At 67.1% G+C, this 18,293-nt stretch carries 16 protein-coding genes and 2 pseudogenes; 16 read left to right on the top strand and 2 right to left on the bottom strand.

The window, feature by feature from the left end:
* Positions 1–76: 76 nt before the first annotated feature.
* Positions 77–211, top strand: a pseudogene (locus AC5P8D_RS03040) (alpha/beta fold hydrolase); the annotation flags it as partial.
* A 35-nt stretch (positions 212–246) separates the two neighbouring features.
* Here the strand turns inward: AC5P8D_RS03040 and AC5P8D_RS03035 are convergent.
* Entirely contained in the window at positions 247–1,041 is a 795-nt protein-coding gene (locus tag AC5P8D_RS03035; RefSeq protein ID WP_049409424.1) for an AraC family transcriptional regulator, read from the bottom strand.
* 109 nt (positions 1,042–1,150) lie between these two features.
* Between AC5P8D_RS03035 and AC5P8D_RS03030 the strand changes: the two genes are divergently transcribed.
* The 10 genes and pseudogenes from AC5P8D_RS03030 (at position 1,151) to eptA (ending at position 10,742) form a co-directional block, all read left to right on the top strand.
* Positions 1,151–3,082 carry an FUSC family protein gene (locus tag AC5P8D_RS03030; protein WP_329760894.1) on the top strand — a complete coding sequence of 644 codons (1,932 nt, stop codon included), beginning with the start codon at positions 1,151–1,153 and terminating at the stop codon, positions 3,080–3,082.
* Positions 3,083–3,086: 4 nt separating this feature from the next.
* Positions 3,087–3,296 carry a DUF1656 domain-containing protein gene (locus AC5P8D_RS03025; RefSeq protein ID WP_058981710.1) on the top strand — a complete coding sequence of 70 codons (210 nt, stop codon included), beginning with the start codon at positions 3,087–3,089 and terminating at the stop codon, positions 3,294–3,296.
* Between the two features lies 1 nt (position 3,297).
* The gene (locus AC5P8D_RS03020) at positions 3,298–4,182 is read left to right on the top strand and encodes an HlyD family secretion protein (RefSeq protein ID WP_159360258.1); all 885 of its coding nucleotides are present in this window, start codon (positions 3,298–3,300) and stop codon (positions 4,180–4,182) included.
* A complete protein-coding gene (locus AC5P8D_RS03015; protein WP_099559499.1) occupies positions 4,179–5,615 on the top strand; it encodes an efflux transporter outer membrane subunit in 1,437 nt (478 codons plus the stop codon). The genes AC5P8D_RS03020 and AC5P8D_RS03015 overlap by 4 nt, the downstream gene beginning before the upstream one ends.
* Before the next feature lie 133 nt (positions 5,616–5,748).
* A complete protein-coding gene (locus AC5P8D_RS03010; RefSeq protein WP_043396355.1) occupies positions 5,749–6,096 on the top strand; it encodes an RcnB family protein in 348 nt (115 codons plus the stop codon).
* Between the two features lie 72 nt (positions 6,097–6,168).
* A pseudogene (locus tag AC5P8D_RS03005) lies at positions 6,169–6,390 on the top strand (nuclear transport factor 2 family protein); the annotation flags it as partial.
* Positions 6,391–6,507: 117 nt separating this feature from the next.
* Positions 6,508–7,182: a response regulator transcription factor gene (locus tag AC5P8D_RS03000; RefSeq protein WP_019659910.1), complete on the top strand. Its 675-nt coding sequence runs from the start codon at positions 6,508–6,510 to the stop codon at positions 7,180–7,182.
* Positions 7,179–8,411, top strand: coding sequence for a HAMP domain-containing sensor histidine kinase (locus tag AC5P8D_RS02995; protein WP_019659911.1), 1,233 nt, complete (start codon positions 7,179–7,181; stop codon positions 8,409–8,411). The genes AC5P8D_RS03000 and AC5P8D_RS02995 overlap by 4 nt, the downstream gene beginning before the upstream one ends.
* Before the next feature lie 59 nt (positions 8,412–8,470).
* On the top strand, positions 8,471–8,857 hold the full coding sequence (locus tag AC5P8D_RS02990) for a diacylglycerol kinase (protein ID WP_126559788.1): 387 nt from the start codon (positions 8,471–8,473) through the stop codon (positions 8,855–8,857).
* A 73-nt stretch (positions 8,858–8,930) separates the two neighbouring features.
* A complete protein-coding gene (eptA, locus tag AC5P8D_RS02985; protein ID WP_043396358.1) occupies positions 8,931–10,742 on the top strand; it encodes a phosphoethanolamine transferase EptA in 1,812 nt (603 codons plus the stop codon).
* Here the strand turns inward: eptA and AC5P8D_RS02980 are convergent.
* Positions 10,646–11,566 carry a M14 family metallopeptidase gene (locus tag AC5P8D_RS02980; protein WP_495203061.1) on the bottom strand — a complete coding sequence of 307 codons (921 nt, stop codon included), beginning with the start codon at positions 11,564–11,566 and terminating at the stop codon, positions 10,646–10,648. The genes eptA and AC5P8D_RS02980 overlap by 97 nt on opposite strands.
* A gap of 146 nt (positions 11,567–11,712) precedes the next feature.
* Between AC5P8D_RS02980 and AC5P8D_RS02975 the strand changes: the two genes are divergently transcribed.
* The 5 genes from AC5P8D_RS02975 (at position 11,713) to AC5P8D_RS02955 (ending at position 18,292) form a co-directional block, all read left to right on the top strand.
* Complete coding sequence (locus AC5P8D_RS02975) at positions 11,713–12,366, top strand: DUF3348 family protein (RefSeq protein ID WP_010485248.1); 654 nt, start codon at positions 11,713–11,715, stop codon at positions 12,364–12,366.
* Positions 12,367–12,376: 10 nt separating this feature from the next.
* Positions 12,377–14,641 (top strand): DUF802 domain-containing protein, encoded by a 2,265-nt coding sequence (locus tag AC5P8D_RS02970; RefSeq protein ID WP_495203060.1) that lies wholly within the window; start codon positions 12,377–12,379, stop codon positions 14,639–14,641.
* Positions 14,638–15,276: an OmpA family protein gene (locus tag AC5P8D_RS02965; protein WP_478420409.1), complete on the top strand. Its 639-nt coding sequence runs from the start codon at positions 14,638–14,640 to the stop codon at positions 15,274–15,276. Before AC5P8D_RS02970 ends, AC5P8D_RS02965 begins: the two co-directional genes overlap by 4 nt.
* Positions 15,194–15,643 carry a DUF2894 domain-containing protein gene (locus AC5P8D_RS02960; protein WP_495203059.1) on the top strand — a complete coding sequence of 150 codons (450 nt, stop codon included), beginning with the start codon at positions 15,194–15,196 and terminating at the stop codon, positions 15,641–15,643. Before AC5P8D_RS02965 ends, AC5P8D_RS02960 begins: the two co-directional genes overlap by 83 nt.
* A 330-nt stretch (positions 15,644–15,973) precedes the next feature.
* Positions 15,974–18,292, top strand: a complete 2,319-nt coding sequence (locus AC5P8D_RS02955) for a TonB-dependent receptor (protein WP_495203058.1) — start codon at positions 15,974–15,976, stop codon at positions 18,290–18,292.
* The last annotated feature ends 1 nt before the right edge of the window (position 18,293 follow it).

Here is an 18,293-nt window from a genome sequence, read left to right as displayed (position 1 = left end):
GCGGCCTACGCCCCGCTCCCATGACTTCTTCTACAGGGAGGCCGTGTTCATAGCTCACAACACTAGCAGCACAGCTGCCGCACACGCCCTGCTCTTCTCGGGCTTCACGCGTGGCTCGCACCGCTACCTGGCAACCGGCCACACCCTCCAGCGCGAGGACCCTGCTGCGGTGGTGACCGCGATTCAATCGGTCTCCGACACCGCGAAGTAGCCGTTCCGGGCAACGGCTTCCCCCATTGTTCCCCGCTACTGCCCGCGCAGCCGCACGGCAAAGTACCGCGCCGGGGAAAGGCCAAGCGCTTTCTTGAACATCGTGATGAAGGCCGTCACCGACTCATAGCCCAGCGTCTCGGAAACGCGTTGTACGGGTGCACCGGCGGCGAGTTCCCGAATGGCGATGAGCAGGTGCAGTTGCTGCCGCCAGCGCCCGAAGGACAAGCCCGTTTCCCGTTCGATGAGCCGGGTCAACGTGCGCTCGCCCAGGGCCAGGCGCAAGGCCCACTGGCCGATGGTGCTGCGGTCTGCCGGATCCGCCGACAGCGCCGCAGCCAGCGCACGCACCTTCGGGTGATGGCTGACCGGCAACGACAGGTGCTCGGCCGGCATCTGTACCAGCTCGTCCAGCAACACGCGCGCCAGCCGGTCGGTGTGGCTGCCATGCGGGTAGTCCAGCGGCGCGTCGGCCAGGTGCAGGATCATCTCGCGCAGCATCGGGGAGATCGCCAGCGTCACGCATTGCATGGGCAGATCGACGATGCCGGGCTCGACGAACAGGTAGCACAGGCGCGCGTTGGCGGTGGCGCGGTTGCTGTGCGGCATGCCACCCGGAATCCAGACGCCACACTGGGGCGGCACGATCCACAACGCATTGGCCACTTCGCAGGTCACCGCCCCATGCAGCGCAAGAATGAGCTGACCCTTGCGGTGCTCATGCACGGGAATCTCCGCGTCGTGCTCGGCCACCTGCAGGCGGCTGGCGACCGCCGGGCGATCGGTCTCGTCCGGGTCCAGGTCAAAGCCGGGGAGCGAAATGCGAGCCATTCTCACATTGGCCGGTTTTAGCGATTGATTGTCATTGTAGCGAAATTCGCCAGTGCGGCCGATCACTAGCATGAGCCGCATGCACTCCCCCACCCCGTTCCGCCCCTGCATGCGCCAGGCATTTGCCCGGTTGAAAAACCCTGCCCTCAGGACCGATCAGGAAGCGCTGCTGTTCTCGCTCAAATGCCTGCTCGCCGCGTCGCTGGGGCTGTATGTCTCCCTGCGGATCGGCCTGAATCGCCCGTTCTGGGTGATCGGCACGGTCTATCTGGTGTCGCAACCGTTGTCCGGCGCAACGCTCAGCCGAGGTCTGTTCCGCCTGCTCGGTACCGTCGGCGGGGCCGTCGCCACCGTCGTGCTGGTGCCGCGTTTCGCCAATGCACCCCTGGTGCTGAGCGCCGCGCTCGCCACCTGGATGGCGCTGTGCCTGTATCTGGCGATGCTCGACCGCACGCCGCGTGCCTATGCGTTCCTGCTGGCCGGCTATACCACCAGCCTGATCGGCTTTCCTGCGGTGATGGTGCCGGGAGACGTGTTCACCATTGCCATCACGCGGGTGCAGGAAATTGCCATCGGCATCCTGGCCGCAACGCTGGTACACGCGCTGGTGCTGCCGCGCCGGGTCTCGATGCGCGTGCACGCACGGGTCGCTGCCGTGCTGGATGACGCGGAACGATGGACACGGGACATGCGCGCCGGCGCATCGGACACGGTGCTGGCGACGGACCGCTCGAAAGTGGCCGCCGACCTGCTCGAGCTGCATGTGCTGTCGATCCACCTGCCCTTCGACAGCGCCCACGGCGTGGCCCAGGTGCAGATCCTGCGTGCCCTGCATGACCGGATGCTGGACGTGCTGATGCTGTCCAGCGCGGTGGAAGATTCCATCGACCGGCTGCGTTCACCACAGGCCGGCGCGATGGATGCAACGGGCTGGCGCGATCTGCTGCAGGCCGGCCTCGCCGCGCAACAGACCGAGCTCGACCTCGCCCACGCCGACTGCCGCGTGCTGCAGGCGCAACTGCACACTGCCCGTCCCGACTGGCGTCGGCATGTGCCTGCCCGCCTTGCGCGACATGTGCAGGGTGCGGTACTTCACCGGGATCATCGGCTTGCCCTGCGCAGCGCGCTGGGCGCGTTCGCCGGCATCCTGCTGAGCTGCGTTCTGTGGATCGTCACCGGCTGGTCGGAGGGCGCCACGGCGGTATCCATCATCGGCACGGCGTGCGTGCTGTTCGGCACGATCGAAGCGCCGGCACCGCATGTCATGCGCTACCTGGTGGGATCGTGCATCGGCGTGGCCGTCGGCCTGCTCTACGGTCTGCTGATCTTCCCCGCGTTGTCCGATATCACCGGCCTGATTACCGCGCTCGCGCCGGTGCTGCTGCTGTGCGGATCGTTCCTGGCCCGGCCGCCCTTCATCATGGCCGCCCTGGGCGTGGTACTGACCTTCCCGATCATCGCAGGCCTGGGCGCGACCAATTCGGTCAACATCGTCGGCGCACTCAACAACAGCGTTGCGCTGTTCGTGGGTACGACGGTGGCACTGTGCAGCATGCAGCTGTTCCAGACCGCCGACGCGGGCCGCAACCGCGCACGGTTGGAGCATTCGATCCGTCGGGATATCGCACGACACGCCGCCGGACAAGGCGGTGCGAGCCGCGCGTGGCTCAGCCGCATGCTGGATCGAATCGGGCTGCTCGCTCCCAGGTTGCAGGGCCGTTCCAGCGCCGCGCACGACCTGCGGGCATTGTTTGCGGACGTGCGTGCGGCACGAGCATCCAGCCAACTCCGCGCGCTGGAAAAGCGGCTGCACAACCCGCAGGTTCGGACGCTTCATGCGGCGCTGGTCGAACGCATCGCTGCACATTTCGGGGTTCGCGTCCACTCGGCACGCAGTGTCGACATCCATCTTCTGGTACTGCTGGACCGCATGCGCGAGGTAGCTGCGGCCAGCAGCGGGGTCGATCGAGAGCATCTGCTGCACCTGCTCTGCGGGTTGCGCTGCGACCTGCTCGTACCTCCGCTCACCCACCGGCGCTGACCTCATGCTTCCTGATCTTTCCATTGATGGCGTGCTGATCCCCGGCCTGCTCGCCGTGGCCGCCGCCGCGCTGGTGCTGTCGATGCTGACCTCACGTCTGCTCGCCAGCCTCGGCCTGTACCGGTTGTTCGCCGCGCGGCCGCTGGTGGGCCTGTCCCTGTTCGTGATCCTGGCGGAGCTGATGATCCGGCTCTCGCCCCTGCTCGAGAAATGAAATGAAAGACTTGCTTGCTGTTATCGGGCGCTGGAGCGCAACGCTGGGCGTGTGTGCGCTTGCCGCCATTGCCGCGTTCTCCCTCTGGAATCGTTACGAAACACGCCCGTGGACGCGTGATGGACGGGTGCGCGCCGATGTGGTGCGCGTTGCGTCGGACATGGGGGGGCTGGTCACCCAAGTGCTCGTGCACGACAACCAGCGGGTCAGTGCCGGCCAACTGCTGCTGGTGCTCGATCAGCCACGCTTCGCCGCCACGCTGGAGAAGGCAGACGCGGCGGTCAGGAGCGCGCATGCCACGCTGGCGCTGGCTCGCCGCGAATCGGCGCGGGACAACGCACTTGGCAACCTGGTCGCTTCGGAAACCCGCGAACGCAATGCCGCCAAGGTCGATACCGAGCTGGCCGCGCTGGCGCAGGCACGGGCCGAACAGCGCGTTGCCCAGCTCAACGTGCAACGCACCGAGGTGCGCGCAACCACCGATGGCATCATCACCAACCTCGACCTGCACGCGGGCGACTACCTGCAACCCGGTGCGCAGGCACTGGCGCTGATCGACACCGGCAGCCTGCGTATCGAGGGCTACTTCGAGGAAACCAAACTGGCCTGCATCACCGAGGGCGATGCCGCCGTGGCCCGGCTGATGGGCGACAACCACGACGTCCGCGGGCACGTGGATACCATCGCCGCCGGCATTGCCGACGATCAGCGCTCAAGCACACACAACCTGCTGCCCGCCGTGGCGCCAACTTACACCTGGGTGAGGCTGGCGCAGCGCATCCCGGTACGCATCCGCATCGATGATGCGCCGTCGGATACCCGCCTGATCGTGGGTCGCACTGCGAGTGTGACCATCACACCCTCGGCAGCGGGAGCCTGCAAGTGAGCGTGCGAACACTACGCGGTGGGCTGCTTGCCCTGCTGCTGCCCATGACGGCCTGCGTATCCGGCCCCGACTATCACCTGCCTGCGAATGCGGTCGCGGCCTCCCCCCAGGTGGCGCGGGCGTTCGTCTCGGGCCAGGAGGCATCGTTCAGCCAGGACGCGCCACCAGATCAATGGTGGCACCTGTACGGCGACCCCCGGCTTGACGCCTACGTACGCGAAGCACTGGCGGCCAATACCGACCTGCGCGCCGCCGATGCCAACCTTCGGCGCGCCAGCGCAACCGTGCTGGAGTACCGCGCGCGCGGTGCCGTGCAAGCCGACGTGGATGCATCGGGCACGCTCACCCATACAGGTGGTTACGCCCAAGCGTCGGCCGCGCCGCAGTCGTATGCGCTGGGCCTTCACCTCTCCTATCCACTGGATCTTGCAGGCGGCATCCGCCGCGGCATCGAAGCCGCCAACGCGGACGCCGAGGCCGTCGCTGCGGCACGCGACCAGGTCCGCGTGGTCGTCGCTGCTGCCGTCACGCGTGCCTATCTCCAGGTGTGCACCCGCAATCACACGCTCGCCGCAACCCGGCAGGTGCTGGCGATCCAGCACGCCACGCTGGAGGCAACCCGCCGCCTCGCCGCAGGCGGTCGAGGAACGGACTTCGATGTCAGCCGTGCCGGTGCCGCCGTCAACCGCAGCGCGGCGGGGATACCGCACCTGCTGGCCGAACGTCAGGCCGCACTGTTCGAACTGGCCGCATTGATGGGCAGGCTGCCGGCAGACTATCCGAGCGAGGCGGAAGCGTGCCCGCGCCCCCCGGAGCTGGAGCAGGCGCTGCCGGTCGGTGAGGGCTGGCAGCTGCTCCAGCGGCGCCCTGACATACGTGCCGCCGAGCGGAGCCTTGCCGCGGCCACGGCGATGATCGGCGTAGAGACCGCGGAACTTTATCCGCGGGTCACCCTGGGCGCATCCCTGGGCACAGCAGGCACGCGAGGGCAGCTGCTTTCGGCCGACGGTTTCGGGGCGAGCGTCGGGCCGCTGCTCTCATGGCACTGGCCTAACCGCCGCTTGGCCAAGGCCCGCATCGCGGCGGCCGGCGCCAATGTGGATGCCGCTCTTGCTTCCTTTGACGGCATCGTGCTGCAGGCACTGCGCCAGACCGAGACCGCGCTTTCTGCCTGCACGCAGGAGCTTGAACGCGAGCGCAGCCTGGCGCAGGCACGCGGGGATGCGGCGCGCGCAGCCGGACAGGCACAGCAGCTCTACCGCTTCGGCAGGATCGATTTTCTCGACGTGCTTTCGGCCCAGGCCGCGCTGGCAGATGCGGAGTCCGCACTGGCGGCCTCCCGCGCGGAGCGGGTCGACCGTCAGATGGATGTGTTCCTGTCACTGGGTGGCGGTTGGGCTGCAGGGGCCGTCGCCATTGGTGCGGCCCGCTGACGTCGTCTTCGCAGCAGCAGCCGCTACCCGATCTGTTCATGAAAGCCCTGTCCACATCCGTATTCATTCACACGGCCTGCCCTATATTCGCGCTCACAGCGCCGCATATCGCGGCCATGACGGAGGCATCCCGATGACATCCATACGTCTTCTTGCCATTGCTGTGGGCTCAGCCGCAGCACTCGCCGTAGCGCCCGCCTTCGCCGATCCGCCGCACCATGCCCGCGGCAACGGCCCGCCGCCGCATGCAGGCGGCCCGCACCACCGCGATGCGCCGCCGCCGGGTTGGCAGAAGAAGGCCTGGCGCCGTGGCGAGCGCCTGCCCTGGGCCGAAGTGGACCGCCGCTACTGGGTGGACGATTACGCGCGTTATGACCTGCGCAATCCGGGTCGCGGCCAGCGTTGGGTGCGCCAGTCCGACACCGAGTACCTGTTGGTGGAGATCGCGACCGGCTTGATCATCGACGCGCTGCATCGTTGAATGCGGAGCGCGCCGGGGCCCTGTAGCCGGGGCCCCGGTGGCGCTTCCACCCTACGAAGGCCGTCATGAACGATGCGAGCCACCGGAATCCAGAACGCGCTTCTCGCTGCGTGCCTCGCCGCAGGCCTGCCGGCCCACGCAAGCCAGCGCCCATCATCGGCTGATGTGAATGCCATCGAACAGGTGGTCGAATCGTTCCGCACCTCGTTGATCAACAAGGACAAGCCGACCTACATGAGCCTGTTCTTTTCGGACAAACCGGAAGATATCGGCTGGCAGTTCGTTTCCGAAGATGCCGGCCGATTGAACGTCGCTTGACGCGGCCGAACCCAGGCCGCGAACCATTCAGCATGCGCATTGGCAATCAGTCAGGGATCGGGCACAGTTCGGCCACGCGCAAGGACGCACGCCATGACCCGCCTGCTGATCATCGAAGACAACCCCGAGCTCGTAGCCAACCTGTACGCTTTCTTTGAGCCTATCGGCTACGTGCTGGACGACGCCCGCGACGGTGCCAGCGGCCTGCGCCGGGCCACGCAGCACGACTACGACGCCATCCTGCTGGACCTGATGCTCCCGCGCCTGGATGGCATGACGCTGTGCCGAAAGCTGCGCCGGGAATTCCAGAACCCGGTGCCGATCCTGATGCTGACCGCGCGCGATCCGGTCGAGGACCGCGTGCAGGGCCTCGCTCTCGGCGCCGATGACTACCTGGTCAAACCGTTCTCGCTGAAGGAACTGGATGCGCGGATCAAGGCCCTGGTGCGACGCGCCCAGGGCCGTCAGGTCGACAGCGTACTGGCGTGGAAGGACTTGCAGGTAGATACGCGCTCGCCGCAGGCCTGGCGACAGGGGCGCTGCATCGCGCTGACGCCTACGTCGCACAAACTGCTGATGTGCCTGGTACGCGCGGCCCCGGCCGTGGTGCGCAAGCAGGAGATGGAATACCTGGTCTGGGGCGACGAGCCACCGGACAGCGGCGCGCTGCGTACCCACATCCATGAGCTGCGCCTGCAGGTGGACCGCAGCTTCGACACCACGTTGATCGCCACGGTGCACAGCGTCGGCTGGCGCATGCCGGCGTGACCCCTGCCGCTCTCTACCGCCGCCTGGCCCTGCGTACCCGCATCACGATTTCGTTCGTGCTGCTGATGGCCGGCGCGATGGGCTTCATCGTCCTGGCCGAACAGGTGGACTACGACCAGGTCAGGGCCGCGGTCATCGCCCGGACCCAGGACAGTGCCGTGCACAAGCTGCAGGCAGCACTGGCCCGTGGCGAGCGCACCGCCCTGCCCCCGGGTAGCCAGCTGTACGACAGCCATAGCGTGCCGATGGTGCTGCGCCAGTACGGCCTGGGCTACCACGGCGAAGCAGGACCCGACGAGTGGCACCTGCGTGTGTTCGACAGTGGCGGCCAGCGCTACTACCTGCTGCAGGACGCTGCACCCTATGGCTACCTGGAACACCTGATCAATGCCTTTGCCGCGGTGGTCATTTCGATCTGCGTGCTCGGCGCCTTCCTGATCGGTCGCAGGGTGGCATCGCACGTCATCGCGCCCATCACGCAGTTGGCCGATGCCGTGCAGAGCGGGCGGAAGCCCTTTCCCTGTCAGGACGCCCGCGACGAGATCGGTGTACTCGCCCGTGCCTTCGCCCGGCACAGTGATGAGCTCGAACGGTTCCTGCATCGCGAGCAATGCTTCAGCGGCGATGCCAGCCATGAGCTGCGCACGCCCTTGGCCATCATCGGCGGCGCTGCGGAAACCCTTGCCTGCCAGCTTCCGTCCGACAGCCACCTGGTCCCCAGCGCGGAGCGTATCCTGCGCACTACCCAGGAGATGCAGCGCCAGCTGTCCTGCCTGCTGCTGCTCTCACGTACCCCCGGCTCCGTGCCGCGCAACAAGGTGGCCCTGCGCCCATTGATCGAATCCTGCATGGAGCGCTGCCAACCGTGGATTTCCGGCAAGCCGGTGATCGTTGCGTTTGATGCCCGGCATGACGCCGTGCTGGACACCAACGCAGATCTGGCGCACAGCGTGATCTGGAACCTGCTGCGCAACGCCTGCCAGTACACCGAAAGGGGCGAAGTGAGGATCACCCTCCACGACACCGCACTCACCGTCGCCGACACCGGACCCGGCCTGCCCTCAAGTATCGACCCACAGCAGTTCCAGCGCTTCGTGCCCGGCAGCCCGCACAATGGCGAGGGACTGGGGCTGTCCATCGTGCAGCGCATCGTCGAGCACCTGGGCTGGAGGATGACGGTGCACTCCTCGCAGCAGGGATGCCGGTTCAGCCTGGAATGGCCCGCCTGACGGTTTCCTGACACGCGCGTGCACATGCTGGGGATTGCTCACTTCACGGCGGAAACGGCATGCAGCACCCCAAGGACAGCGGCAAGTACCCGCATGGCAAGACCGGCCTGGGCCGCATCTTCCACACCCTGATCCATTCGCGAGACGGATTCATCGCTACCTTTCGTGGCGAGGCTGCTTTTCGCCAGCTGCTGCTCCTGCACGCGCTGTTGATCACTGCAGCGTTCGTACTGGACATCAGCAAGCTCGAACGGGCGCTGGTGCTGGCGGTCTGCTTCATCAGCCTGGTGGTGGAACTGCTCAACTCGGCGATCGAAGCAGTGGTCGATCGCATCTCACTGGAACAGCATCCACTGTCCAAGAACGCCAAGGACATGGGCAGCGCCGCGCAGACCACCGCACTGTTGATGGTGGGCGTGGTGTGGGGCGTGATCCTGCTGGGCTAGTCCGCCCAACCTGACAACTTCCTGATAAAGCGGTTTCGATACTGCGCGCACTCCCGCTCCACGGAACCTGCTCGTGCGTCAACGCCGCCGTTTTCCACGGCCCCATCCGATCGTTCTGGTCTGGGCCACCGCACTGTTCTTCACCACGATTGGAAACATCGCCCTCTGGAAGACGCTGTGGGGGCTGATCGACCTCAACAGCCTGCGCAGCATGCTGTTCCTGGCCAGCTTGCCGGTGGTGCTTTTCTGCCTGTTCAACCTGATGCTGACGCCACTGCTGGCACTGCCGTTCCTGCGCAGGCCGCTGCTGGTGCTGCTCGTTGTCGTCAGTGCCGCCTGCAGCTACTTCATGCTGCACTACAACGTGCTGATCGATCGCAGCATGGTGCAGAACGTGTTCGAGACCAACCAGGCCGAACTGAACGCCTATCTGTCGCTGCCACTGCTGTTGACCCTGCTGGCGCTGGGCGTGCTGCCCGCTGCCGGGCTGGCCCTGGTGCGCACCACCAGCGGGGCCGGTTCGATACGTTCGCTGCTGGTGTGGCCAGTCAGCGTTCTGGCGTCATTGCTGGTACTGCTGGCAATCGGCTTCGCGTTCTACAAGGACTATTCCTCACTGCTGCGCAACAACCGCCACATCCGCGACCAGGTGCTGCCGTTGAACGTGGTGCGGCATACCCACGGTTATCTGAAAGGTCTCTACAGCACCCGCCAGCAACCGCTGCGCGCGATTGGCATGGACGCACAGCGCGCGCCGGGCCCGCGCCCGAAGCTGGTGATCCTGGTCGTCGGCGAGACCGCGCGATCACAGAACTTCCAGCTCAACGGCTACCCACGCGCGACCAATCCCCGGCTCTCGCGCAAGGAAGGGGTCATCAGCTTCAATGATGTCTCCTCATGCGGGACCGCCACGGCCATCTCGGTGCCGTGCATGTTCTCGCAGATGACCCGAGGCCAGTACGACGACGTGCGCGCCGCAACCGAGGAGAACGTGCTCGACATCCTGCAGCGCACCGGCATCAGCGTGCTCTGGCGCAACAACAACAACGGCGGCTGCAAGGGCGTGTGCGAACGCGTACCGACCGAGGACATGCCTGCGCTGAAGGTGGCCGGCCAGTGCGTCAACGCCGACGGCACCTGCTACGACGACGTGCTGCTGCACCAGTTGGGCGCACGCATCGATGCCATCAACGGCGACGCCCTGATCGTGCTGCATCAGCTCGGCAGTCATGGGCCGACCTACTTTGAACGGTATCCCGCAGCGTCGCGGGCTTTCAGCCCGACCTGCGACAGCAACCAGATCCAGCATTGCAGCAACGAGGCGCTGGTCAACACCTACGACAACACTCTGGTCCACACCGACCACCTGCTGGGCAAGGCCATCGACCTGCTGCAGGGCTATGCGGACCAGCGTGATGTCGCACTGATCTATGTGTCCGACCATGGCGAGTCGCTGGGCGAACGCGGGATGTACCTGCACGGCACGCCCTACTTCATCGCCCCGCGCGAGCAGACCCAGGTGCCGATGGTGATGTGGTTCTCACCGGAATTCAGCCGCAACGCAGGCCTGGACCTGGCCTGCCTGCACCAGAATGCCCTGCACCGGGCGCACAGCCACGACAACCTCTTCCACTCGCTGCTGGGCCTGTTCGCGGTCAACAGCGGGGTGTACCAGCACGATCTGGATGTGTTCGCAGGTTGCCGCGCGTCGGCTTCGCCGGCTGTGGCCACCTCACCGGCCAAGGAAAGGCGCCGGCTGATGCCGGTCGCTGCCCGGAACGTGGCGCGCTACTGCGCCGCCAGGGCGAAATCCAGGCCCGCACACACCGCCGCCACCTGGGCGTCATTGCATTCCTGCGGGTTGGTGCGCGGGCTGTCCGGGTAGACCTCGGTGGTGGTGGCAAAGCGCGCGTCGGTGAAGCCGGCGCAGGCGCCGATCGAACGCGATTCACCCCAGACCACGCCCGGCGACTGCAGCGGCAGGCCGACCAGGTTGCCTTCGGCATCGGCCGGGGCGATATGGGTGACCGGGGCCACGGCGGTGATCAATGCCTTCTGGAACTCGGCCTGCGGATCTTCGCTGTTGCCGATCACGTAGAAACCATCCGGAATGGTGTCGCGCTCGAATGGCTTGCCGTCGCGGGCACAACGCGCCGGATCGAACTCCTGCAGGTCGCTGTCGGTGGTCTCGTGCAGGTCCAGGTGCACCAGCAGGTTCGGCTTGCGCTCGGCCACCCAGGCCATCAGGGCGGCGGCTTCCACGATCTGGCCGCCGTCACGGAAGCTGCGGTTGGGGTCGATGGCGTGCGGGTTCCAGCGCTGGATGCGCTCGTAGCCCCACGGGCTGACGCACGGCGCCACGATCAGGTTCAGCCGGCCCAGGTAACGCTCCGCCTGCTGCTCCAGGAACTGCAGGGCACCGTGCACGCCGCTGGTCTCGTAGCCATGCACGCCACCGGTGATCAGCGCGGTCGGCAGCGCCGGGTTCCAGTCGTGGTTGACCACGGCGAACAGCGGGTAATGGTCCGGCGCATAGTCCAGCTGGCCGTACTGGATCACATCGAAGCTGTCGTCCAGGCGCTCGAGCGCGGCCACCACGTCGTCGTGGTAGCTGCGCCGGCGCTGCTGGCGGGCCCGCCACTGTGCGCGTTCCGCGTCGCCCCAGGGCTGTCCGGGGGTGCCGATCGGGTAGAACTGCGCAACGGTCATTGGGGAACTCCAGGGGTCGAACGGGATGGGTGCAGCCGGACATTCTAAGCCTTGTCGCGCCTGCGGGCGCCCCCGCCCCGCCCCGCCTTCATCCAGCCGGGGTCATCTGGTTGTAAAATCAATGGTTTTTGGCCCCTCACCCCTTGATGGCGAACGCAGCGCAGCCGGTCCTGGGTGGACCGGAGTTCCTCCGCCTGCTCGCCCGTCTCAGCGACGGCGCGATGCCGGCCACCAGTCCCGCCCTGACCGATCGCCTCGGCCAGTGGGTGGACTGGAGCCGTGCCGTGGCCCTGTCCGGGGCGCTCGGCGGACGCCTGCCCGAGCCCGGTGAAGCCGCCGAAGCGGTCGAGGATGTACTGGCCGACTGCGCCCAGGCGCACGCCAGCCTGCTCGCCTCGATCAGTGAGGATGCCGAGGCCGAGCGCCTGCTGGACCTAGCCGAAGCTGCCGCCGCACCCAACTTCGCCTCGCTGCGCCAGCGCTACCGGGTACTGCAGCAGGCCATCCAGACCGCCACGGGCCGCCTGCGCGGCCGCCTGCGCGACCAGCTGGTACAGGTTTCGCCCGAGCTGGCGCGGCTGGCCGAGGTCGATGCGGTGATGGAACAGACCCTCACCCCGCGCGAGCACAGCCTGCTGGCCACTGCGCCGGCCGTGCTCGGCGCCCGATTTGAACGCGTGCACGGCCAACCCGGCTGGCGCACGGCCTTCCGCCATGACATGCGCACGCTGCTGCTCGCCGAGCTGCAGCTGCGCTTCCACCCGATCGAAGGGCTGCAAGACGCCCTGCGCTCCCACTGACCGGAACACCATGTCCAGAACTGCTTTCCATGTCGTTGTCTTCCTTGTCGGCCTGCTGGCCGTGTGCTGGATCGGCATTGGCTACGTTTCGGTGCATCCGCTGGGTGCAGCGGTGGCGGCGATCATCGCGGCCTGCTACATCGCCGGTGGCGTGGAGCTGTACCGCTACCGCCAGGCCAGCAACGGCCTGCGCACCGCGCTGAGTGATCTGTCCGGCGCCAGGGAAAGCCTTGCCCCTTGGCTGGAACGCGTGCCGGTGGGCCTGCGCAACGCCGTGCGCCTGCGCGTGGAAGGCGAGCGCACCGCCCTGCCCGCACCGGTGCTGACCCCTTACCTGGTCGGCCTGCTGGTGCTGCTGGGCATGCTCGGCACCCTGCTGGGCATGATGGACACGCTGCGCGGCACCGGCCTGGCCCTGCAGAGCGCGACCGACATGGCCGCCATCCGCGGCTCGCTGGCCTCGCCGGTACAGGGCCTGGCGGTGGCATTCGGCACCTCGATCGCCGGTGTGGCCAGCTCGGCCATGCTCGGCCTGCTGGCGGCGCTGCTGCGTCGTGACCGGCTGCAGGCCGTGCAGCAGCTGGACCGGGCCATTGCAAGCGACCTGCATCCCTACTCGCAGGCCTGGCAGCGCGCCGAGTCGCTGCGCCTGCTGCAGGTACAGTCCGCCGCGCTGCCGGCACTGGTCGACCGCCTGCAGGCGATGACACAGACCTTTGAACAGCACAGCACGGCCGCCAACGAGCGCCTGCTGGCCGGCCAGGCCGAATTCCTGACCCAGAGCCAGGCGCTGCAGGAGCGCCTGGCGGTCTCGCTGCAGCAGTCGCTGCGCGAAGGTGCCGAAGCCAGTGCCGCCGCCATCGGTGGCGCGCTGCAGCCGATGACCGAGACCACGTTGGCCGGTCTGGCCCACCATGGCGAGGCACTGCACGCCCGCGTCGAGCAGGCCGTGCAGCAGCAGCTGGCTGGCCTGAGCGACGGTTTCGAGCGCAGTCGCATTGCGACCGAGGCCAGCTGGGCCAAGGTGGTGAGTGAACAGACCCAGGCACAGCAGGCACTGGTGGGCGATCTGCGCCAGCACCTGCAGGCCTTCAGCGATGGCCAGGCCACGCATGCCGAAGCGCTGGTCGCACGTATCGGCGAGCGCCTGCAGGCCGATGCACAGGACAATGCGGAGGCCTTGCGTGCCGCCGCCGAACAGCAGCATGCGCTGAACAGCGCGCTGGTCGAGCGCCAGCAGCAGGCGCTGCTCGCAGCCGGCCAGCAGCTGGACGCGCACGCGCAGGCGTTGCTGCAGGCACTGGAGCAGCGCCACAGCGCCAGCCAGTCGCTGCTGCAGGACCACGAACAGCAACGCGCGCAGGATTGGCAGGCCGCCCAGGCCGCCGCCGCAACCGCGCATGCCGAACTGCAGGCCAGCCTGGACAGCCGCGAGCAGCAGCGCCAGGCGCGATGGGACGCGGTCAGCGCCGAACTGCAGCAAGCCCACGCCGCGCTGCATGCGCAGCTTCAGGCCGGCGACGAACAGCGCCTGCAGCGCTGGAGCGATGCCTTGCAGCACGTTTCCACCGACCTGGCCGAGCGCCTGCAGGCCAACGGCGAACGCCTCGCCGCACAACAGCAGCGGGTCTGCGACACGCTGGCCGCCACCGCGCAGCAGATCGGTGAGAACGGTCGCGCGCAGGCCAGCGCCACGCTGGCCGAAGTCTCCACCCTGCTGCAGACCGCGGCAGCCGCGCCGAAGGCCGCTGCCGACGTCATCAACGAACTGCGCAGCACCCTGTCCGAAAGCCTGGTGCGCGACAACGCAATGCTGGAAGAGCGCGGTCGCCTGCTGGCCACCGTGCAGACCCTGCTCGATGCGATCAATCATGCTTCGCACGAGCAGCGCACCGCCGTGGACGCGCTGGTCGGCGGCTCCGCCGAGCTGCTGGAACGCGTCGGCAACCGCTTCACCGACCATATCGCCGCCGAGACCGGGAAGCTGGACGGCATCGCCGCAGCGCTCAACGGCAGCGCCGGTGAAGTGGGCCAGTTGGCCAGCACCTTTGGTGAGGCGGTCGCGCAGTTCGGCAGTGCCTCCACCGAGCTTTCCGGCCGCCTGGAACAGATCGGCGGCGCACTGGATGCCTCGCTGGCGCGCAGCGACGAGCAGCTGGCCTACTACGTGGCGCAGGCGCGCGAGGTGGTCGACCTCAGCCTGCTGTCGCAGAAGCAGGTAATGGAGGAACTGCAGCAGCTGGCCGCGCGCCGCGGCAAGGCCGCCAGCGCATGAGCGACGAACTGGAGGTCGATGGCGGCTCGCATGCCCCGATCTGGGCCGCCTTTGGCGACCTGATGTCAGTGCTGCTGGGCGCGTTCGTGCTGATCCTGGTCGGTGTGGTCGCCGTGCAGCTGGAGCTGTCGCAGCGGCTGGACCAGGAGGTGAAGCAGCGCCAGGCCGAAGCCAAGCGCCTGCAGACCCTGGAACAGGCACTGGCCGGTCCGTTGGCTGCTGGCCGGGTGACGCTGGTCGATGGCCGCATCGGCATCAGCGGCAGCGTGCTGTTCGCGCTGAACTCCGACCAGCTGCAGCCGGAAGGCCAGGAGCTGCTGCGCAGCCTGGCCGCACCGCTGGCCGCTTACCTGGGCAGCCGCGAAGAGATCCTGATGGTCAGCGGCTTCACCGATGATGCGCCGGTGCGCGAAGGCAACCGCCGCTTCGCCGACAACTGGGAGCTGTCCGCGCAACGTTCGCTGACCGTGACCCGCACGCTCATCGCCGATGGCGTACCGGCCGACGCCGTGTTCGCTGCCGCGTTCGGCAGCGAGCAGCCGGTCAGTTCCAATGCCAATGAGGAAGGCCGCGCACGCAACCGCCGCGTGGAAATCGCCCCGATTCCCAAGCCCAAGACCCCGGATGGCAAATAAGCCGCCCGTGCTGGAGGGCCTGCGCGCACTGGTGCGCGACCTCGATGCGGGGTCGCGCTCGCTGCCGCACTACCCGCAGGTGCCGATGCTGCAGCAGGTGCAACGCGAGTGGTCGGAGCTGCGCAGCGAACTGCAGGTGCGCCGCTCGCTGCGCACCGAGGCCCCGGCCGACGGCGGCCCGCTGAACTCGGCGGTGCTGGTGCAACGCATGCTGGACACGATGCAGGCCACCAGCCCAGGTTACCTGCGCCATTTCATCGACTACGTGGACACCCTGTCCTGGCTGCAGGCGCTGCAGGATGGCGCCGCCAGCGGTGCGGATGCCGCGAAGCCGAAGCGCACGCGCAAGCCGCGCAACGCTGGGTAAGCAATTGGTAGCTGCCAACCTCGGTTGGCGCTCCTTCACCACGATGCTGCCCATGCCAACCAAGGTTGGCGTCTACCGTGACCCTGAAGCGTTTGTAGAGCCGAGCCCATGCTCGGCTCCGGGAACAAGCAGCCGAGCATGGGCTCGGCTCTACAGGCCTGCGCCTCACAACAACTGAACATGTCACCAGACAGTCATCTGTCTAGCGCACCATTTTCACGTGGACCCACGGCGCCTTCAGCGCCTGCAGTTGCATCGCTTGTCTCCCCTTTTCAATTCCATGAGCTCCGCGCCAGCGCGGTGGCTCGTGCCTGCCTGAGTGTCTGCAACATGACGAAAAATTTGTTGGCCGCCGCGCTGTCGATCGCGCTTGCTCCCGCGGCCTGGGCGCAGGATGCTGCCCCGACCTCCAGCACGCCCTCGGCCACCACCCTCGATGCGGTCTCGGTGATCGGCAGCGGTGAAGCGCGTCAGGTGCAGCGCATCACTCGCGAGAACCTCGACATCCTGCCGCCGGGTACCAGCCTGCAGAAGACCCTGAACCTGCTGCCAGGCGTCAACGCGCAGTCGGCCGATGCGCTGGGCACCAACGAGCAGTCGATGACGCTCAGCCTGCGCGGCTTCAACTCCACCCGCCTCGGCTACACGCTGGATGGCGTGCCGCTGGGCGACGGTGCGTACAACAACTACAACGGACTGACCATCAACCGCGCGCTGATCAGCGAGAACATGGCCGGCGCCGAACTGGCCGTGGGCATCGGCAGCCTCGGCACGCCGTCCACCAGCAACCTCGGCGGCACCATCTCGTACACCTCCGACCGCCCGGCGCAGGAACTCGGCGGTCGCGTGGTGCAGACCTTCGGCAGCGATGCCAACCGCCGCACCTTCGTGCGCGTGGACAGCGGCGAGTACAACGGCTTCTCCGGCTACGTTTCCGGCATGAATGCCGTCTCCGATCTGTGGAATGACCAGACCGCCTACAACACGTCCACTACCAAGCAGTTCAATGCCAAGGGCGTGTGGAACTTCGGCCGCGGCCAGATCACCGGTTTCGTCGATACCTCGCGCACCACCCAGGCCGACTACTTTTACCTGTCCAAGGACGAGATGTCGCGCGGCCTCGGCTGGGACTGGGGCGGCTACGCACCGGACTGGAACAAGGCCGTTGCAAAGGCCTACTGCAATACCGCCAGCCTCAACGCGAAGAAGTGCGACAACAGCGGCCCGGACAAGGATGCCGATGGTGCCTTCACCGCCGGGCAGATCCTGCGCGATGACAACCTCTACTACCTGGCCGGCGACTTCTTCCTGGCCGATGGCTTCAGCCTGCGGGCGCTGGCCTATCACCACGACGATCGCGGCGAAGGCCACAACTGGAACAGTGGCGCGTGGTCGAACAAGGGCACGGCGCAGGAGATTCCAATCATCTTCCGCAACACCATCTACACCATCGACCGCGATGGCGGCACGCTGTCGTTCGATTGGGAGCTGGGTGCACATCGCATCGAAGGCGGCGTCTGGTACGAGCGCAACACCAGCAGTGCCGAGCGCTACCAGACCGCCGTGGATGGCCCGCGCGACCTGAGTGGCATGAACACCCTGCCCTCCGACGTCGGCGTGTTCGCCCAGCGCACGCGCTGGAAGACCCATCAGTTCTTCCTGAAAGACACCTGGCGCCTGCTTGATGATCGCCTGACGCTGGAGTTGGGCGCCAAGAGCCCGCATGCCACCTCCGATGCACAAGCACTACCGGGCGACGCGAAGACGCCGATCTCGCCGACCTCGAACAACCAGTTCGCCACCGGCTCGCTGAAGGCCAGCAAGAATTTCCTGCCCAGCATCGGCGCCAACTTCCGCCTGGCCGAGCACCACGAAGTGTTCGCCAGCTACGCCGAGAACATCGCCATGTTCCAGGGCGGGTTCAAGCTGGGCCCGCAGGCGGTCAGCCAGGCCACCTGGAATGCGCAGGGCAACCTGAAGCCGGAGGAATCGCGCTCGCTGGAAGCCGGCTACCGCTTCGTCACCGATACCCTGCAGGCCTCGATCGCCGCCTACAGCGTGCGCTTCGACAACCGCCTGCTGCAGTACAACCCCTGCGACTCGCGCCAGCCGGTCGGCCCGACCTGCGGCAACCGCTTCTACAACGTCGGTGGCGTCGACAGCCGCGGCGCCGAGCTGACCGTGCTGTGGACCCCGAACGAGCACTTCAGCTGGTACACCTCGGCCTCGCTGAACCGCTCGACCTATGCCTCCAACTACGTGCAGGCGGGTGTCGAGCAGCAGATCAAGGGCAGGATCCAGACCGATACGCCCAAGCAGCTGCTGGCCACCGAGATCACCTGGCGCGACAGCGGCTGGTTCGCCAGCCTGCGCGGAAAGTACACCGGCGAGCGCTTCTACACCTACACCAACGACCAGGGTTTCGGCGGCTTCACCGTGTTCGATCTGGCCGGCGGCTACGACTTCGGCCAGGTCGGCTTCGCCAAGGGCATGCGCCTGTCGTTCAACGTGACCAACCTGACCAACAAGCGCTACGCCAGCAACCTGGATTCGAGCGTGTTCGCGCCCAGCGATCCGGCCGGAAAGCTGTACGTGTTCCATGCCTCGGCGCCGCGCCAGGTGTTCGGTACCATCGACCTTCGCTTCTGAT

This window comes from Stenotrophomonas sp. YJH_SMC_101-4, assembly GCF_059370395.1.
This window is presented reverse-complemented; position numbering and strand designations above follow the sequence as displayed.